This window comes from Rubripirellula obstinata (assembly GCF_001642955.1).
GTDB lineage: Bacteria > Planctomycetota > Planctomycetia > Pirellulales > Pirellulaceae > Rubripirellula > Rubripirellula obstinata.
Genome location: NZ_LWSK01000212.1, coordinates 1 through 4400 on the forward strand (window position 1 = coordinate 1; position 4400 = coordinate 4400).

The window sequence follows — 4400 nt, forward strand, 5'->3', positions numbered from 1 at the left end:
CTCTTCCGATCTGTAGCCGCGAAACCGAGCCAGAGAATTGGTGAGGTATAAGGCTGCCATCCGGGGATTTACATCCCCGGCAGAGAGCTTCCGTCCCTCTGGGACTATTCACCAACGTTATGATTGCGGATCGATCAACGACACCAATTCGGCAGTTATTAAGACGACGTCCCCTGCGAATGGCGACACTTATTCCCCGCTCGTTCCTCAGTTCGTTTAGCCGCGTGGGCATCGCCCCGCGCGTTTCGCCCCGCATGGACGCTCGGGTCGAAAAGTAGCATGGCGGCCCCCCGCCGTGGACTCACCCCGCGCACTGTGGGTCCGCATGGACGCGCGGGGCGATGCCCACGCGGTTAAACAGTTTGGCAATCCTTCACAGCGTTGGTTTGAAACCCAGGCGGGACTAACGCAAACTCATAGCGGAGCTGTTGATGCGTCGTTGTTCCCGCTGGTTAGCCTGCGTGTCGTTCGTTGAGAACCGGACTGGCGGGGGATTGCGTTTGGCTGGGCAGTTTAAATGTCCGGCCTACGTTAGCTTTGAAATTCCGGCGCTGGGGTACACGCGGCGGACCACTTGCTTGATCGATTCCTTCATTGGAATCTGTTTGATAACTTTGGTTGCTGTGTGGGTTGCGCGACGCCATGCGCGATAGTAGTTGGAAGTGCTGACGCAACCGTGCGAAACCATCGTGATCGTGTCCGTCTGTTTTTTCTTGTAAGGCTGTTCGCCGTAACCCATGTCGATGCAATGAATCCCAGCTTCGGTCGAAGATCGAACGATTGATTTGAACAGAGCAGTGCCCGGCGAATAGCGAGCGAATTCTGGGTCGTATGCTGGGAACCAATAGTGCAACAAACCCGATTCAATCATTCCGTAATGTAATGCAACGACTTGGTCGCCAGCACGCAATACAGACAACAGGCCACGGGTTGGCGTGGCATCAAGTTGCACCGGAGCTTGTTCATGCAATACGTGCATTAGTGACCGAGTCCAATCGGGTGTGAACAAGTCCAATATGTTGGTGCGTTGATACTGGCTTCGCTTCCACTGGATCGCTTGGGCAAGCAGATTTGGGTCACGGCAATCGAGTTCCATGGTCACGGGACCGATCTCCCGCTCCATTTTGCGTGTCTTCTGTTCTTGACGTCGAATCGTGACGTGATCGGATTCTAATGTGCTCAAGAAATCGACTGAGCTTGTGCCCAGGTCGGCTTTGAACGATTGAGTGCTGCCGATAACGCTCGTTTCTCGCATTCCATAGTGGCTGCCGAGCAGAGCGTGAAAGTCGAACGACTTCAGCTTGCATTGCTTTAACATCCACATCCAGTCGAGCTGGGTTCGCGGGTCGGCGATCACGTTGTGACCGTCATTCAGAAAACGGCCAGCCGGTACCGCGACGCGGCCAAGACGATGAAACGGAAGCAATCCCACGACTTGATTGCCGCCGGTCATCACGACCACGTCAACGTCTCCGCGAGCGGCTTGAACTGAATCGAGGTAGCCGAGCGAAAAGAAGGGTGTATTGAATTCGTGCTGCGTTGATCGCAATGAGATCAAGCGATCACGCAGCGACTGATCAAGTTCGTTCCACGAGATGACTTCCGCAGCAGTAACGCAGATGTTTGGTGATTGTTGCTCAGGCATCTGCGCAGCAACGTTCTCAGGAATCGGCGCAGCCATCGGCGTTTCAATCGCGGACTTTTGGATGCATTTATCCAGCACAGAACTCAAGCCACTTTCCAACTAATTTGAACTTGGGTGACCAGAGCGATGAAAGTACCGCTCGGCCGTTTCCATCCTAATTCGCAATCACGCGAACCCAAGTTTTGCAGGGTCAAACGACCAGAAGGCGTCTACGCAGGGTCGGATAGGCCGATTGTAACGGCCAAAGCATCAAGATTTGGGGCGTTGCTTTGCCGAAACGTAGTGAACTTTCATCTTCGGCAGTGATTCCACGAACATTCGCCCGTAGGGTTTTGAGTACACACGGGGGTCCAAAACGACCACGATCCCCTCGTCCGTGCGGGTGCGGATCAAACGCCCAAAACCTTGGCGAAACTTGATCACGGCTTCGGGCAACTGGTACTGCGAAAACGGGTTACCGCCGCCCTTTTTGATCGCTTCCAACCTGGCCTGCAACAGCGGATGGTCGGGAACCGCGAACGGCAATTTTGTGATCACCACATTCGTCAGCGCGTTGCCCGGTACATCAACGCCTTGCCAAAAACTATCAGTTCCAAACAAGACACCGCGATCGGCGCGGCGAAAGGCATCGAGCAATTGAGTTCGACTCTGCGTGCCGGCTTGGCTGTACAGCGTGATGTTCTTTTCAGAAAGCCAGCTTGAAAGTGCGTTGGCACACGATTGCAGCAACTTGTAACTGGTGAACAACACAAACGCTTGGCCGCCAGTGTGTCCGACAAAACGCTTGATCTGTTCCGGCAAAGCCTGTTCGAACATCGCACGATCGCGAGACGGGTCTGGCAAATCTTTTACGACGACCAGTTTCGCTTGTTCCTGATAATTGAACGGACTGCCAACGCGAACCGATAGACCACCGGTCAAGCCGATGCGTGATCGAAAGAAGGAAAAGTTATCATCCGCCGTCGCCAAGGTCGCACTGGTCATCACGACGCTGCGAATTTGTTTGCTCTGATACAATTCACTCCGCAACGTTTCACCCACGTTGATCGGCGAAGCACTCAAGGTGACTCGATCGAGCCCGCGTCGCGTTCCAGTTCGCTCGACCCAGTAAACGCAGGCTTCCACTTCCTGCCGAATCCAACTTCGCAGTCCACCGGAAAGCGCCATCGTCCGTTCGTAGGCCGATTCAAAGTCCTTGCGTTCCGCTTCCGCCTTGATGCCCTTGGCGACCTTTTGCAAACCGGTCGCCAGCGAATCCATCGCATCGCTTAGCGGATTATCGACGACTTCGGGATGATGGACACGGCCGTTGGTTGAACCTGAATCTTCCCACCACTGCAACACATCGGCGAACAGGTTGCTGGCCGCGAATCGGCATCGGTCCACCATTAGTTGAAGCGTCGATAATTTCTTTTCGACCAACAAACCCTTTTGCGATTGGTCGTTGTAAAGTTGGTTAAACAGATAGTCGAACTGCCCGCTGGTCAACCGGATTCCCAAGTGGTCGCCGGCGACAGATTCGATCGTGTGGCATTCGTCCAAGATGACTGCGTCGTAATCGGGCAGAATCGAAACGCCTTGCCGGCGCAGAGCCAAGTCACTGAAGAACATCGCGTGATTGACGATCATCAATTGCGAATTCTGAGCACGCCGCCGGGCTTTGAAATAGTAACAATCGTTGTGATGCTTGCACGCTCGACGCAAGCAGTTGCTGGTGTCACTTTTGACCTCATCCCAAACCTGCGAATCAGGTTTGATCGGAAGCGTGGAAAGCGAACCGTCGGCGGTTTCGTTGGTCCAAGCCTTGATGTCGCGAAGTTGTTGATGTTGCTGGTCGGTCGTCATCAGCGTCGTTGCTTTGGAAACCGCCCGTTCCATCCGCCGGATCGACAAATAGTTCGACCGACCTTTGACCAAGACGGCCGAAAATTCGCGTGGAATGACCGCGTTTAGCAGCGGGATGTCTTTGGCGATCAACTGTTCCTGCAGCGCGATCGTATGCGTGCTGATTAGGACTCGACGACGCTTGGGTTCATCGGCTGATTCATCGTCATCGTCATCCTGTTTTGGTGCAGGTGCGACTGGCGTGCCGGTAACCGGTTCGATCTGGTTGGCGGTCGCATGCAGAATTGCTGGAACGAGGTAGGCGAAACTTTTTCCGGTGCCCGTCCCGGCTTCGGCAATCAGATGTTGCTCGGACTTCAGAGCCTGGGCGACTTCACGAGCCATCTGCAATTGCTGATCACGAACTTCGTAGCCCGTCAGCCGTGCCGCGATCCGACCATTTTCGCCAAGAATCGAATCGACGGTCAAATCGTCTTTCAAGTTGATCGTCCTTGGTGTAATTGGTAGGGCTCGGCGTTGTGAAGAAGTCTACCAGCAGATGCTAGGAAAGAGAATTGCCGAGGAAAAGCTGCCCAGGTCTCGTTTAGGGCATGCAGTTTTTGATTTCGTTGTTTCAGAGAGGTGCAGTTTTTAAGTGCTGCATTTTTCATCACGTTCGCCGTTCGCGCTGTAGCCCAACGTCGTGAAACCGTTTAACCGCGTGGGCATCGCCCAATGCCGTGAAGGGTTTTGGTCCCGGAAAACACGTGTTAGGAACGTACGACTTTTTATAGTCGCCTTTCGCTGGGGACGTCGCATCAGTTACTGCGCGATAGGCCCGGAGGGCCGGCAGCTCCCTGCCGGGTGCGCGAGCACCCGGATGGCTGCCCCACATCAGTTCTCTGGCTCGGTTTCGCGGCGTAGCCGCGAA

General features: G+C 54.5%; 2 protein-coding genes. Both read right to left on the reverse strand.

Annotation, left to right across the window (positions count from 1 at the left end; all coding sequences use genetic code 11):
- Positions 1-526: 526 nt before the first annotated feature.
- Complete coding sequence (locus tag RC85_RS24850) at positions 527-1723, reverse strand: GNAT family N-acetyltransferase (RefSeq protein ID WP_149752597.1); 1197 nt, start codon at positions 1721-1723, stop codon at positions 527-529.
- Between the two features lie 171 nt (positions 1724-1894).
- Positions 1895-3970 carry an ATP-dependent DNA helicase gene (locus RC85_RS24855; RefSeq protein ID WP_068267497.1) on the reverse strand — a complete coding sequence of 692 codons (2076 nt, stop codon included), beginning with the start codon at positions 3968-3970 and terminating at the stop codon, positions 1895-1897.
- Between the last annotated feature and the right edge of the window lie 430 nt (positions 3971-4400).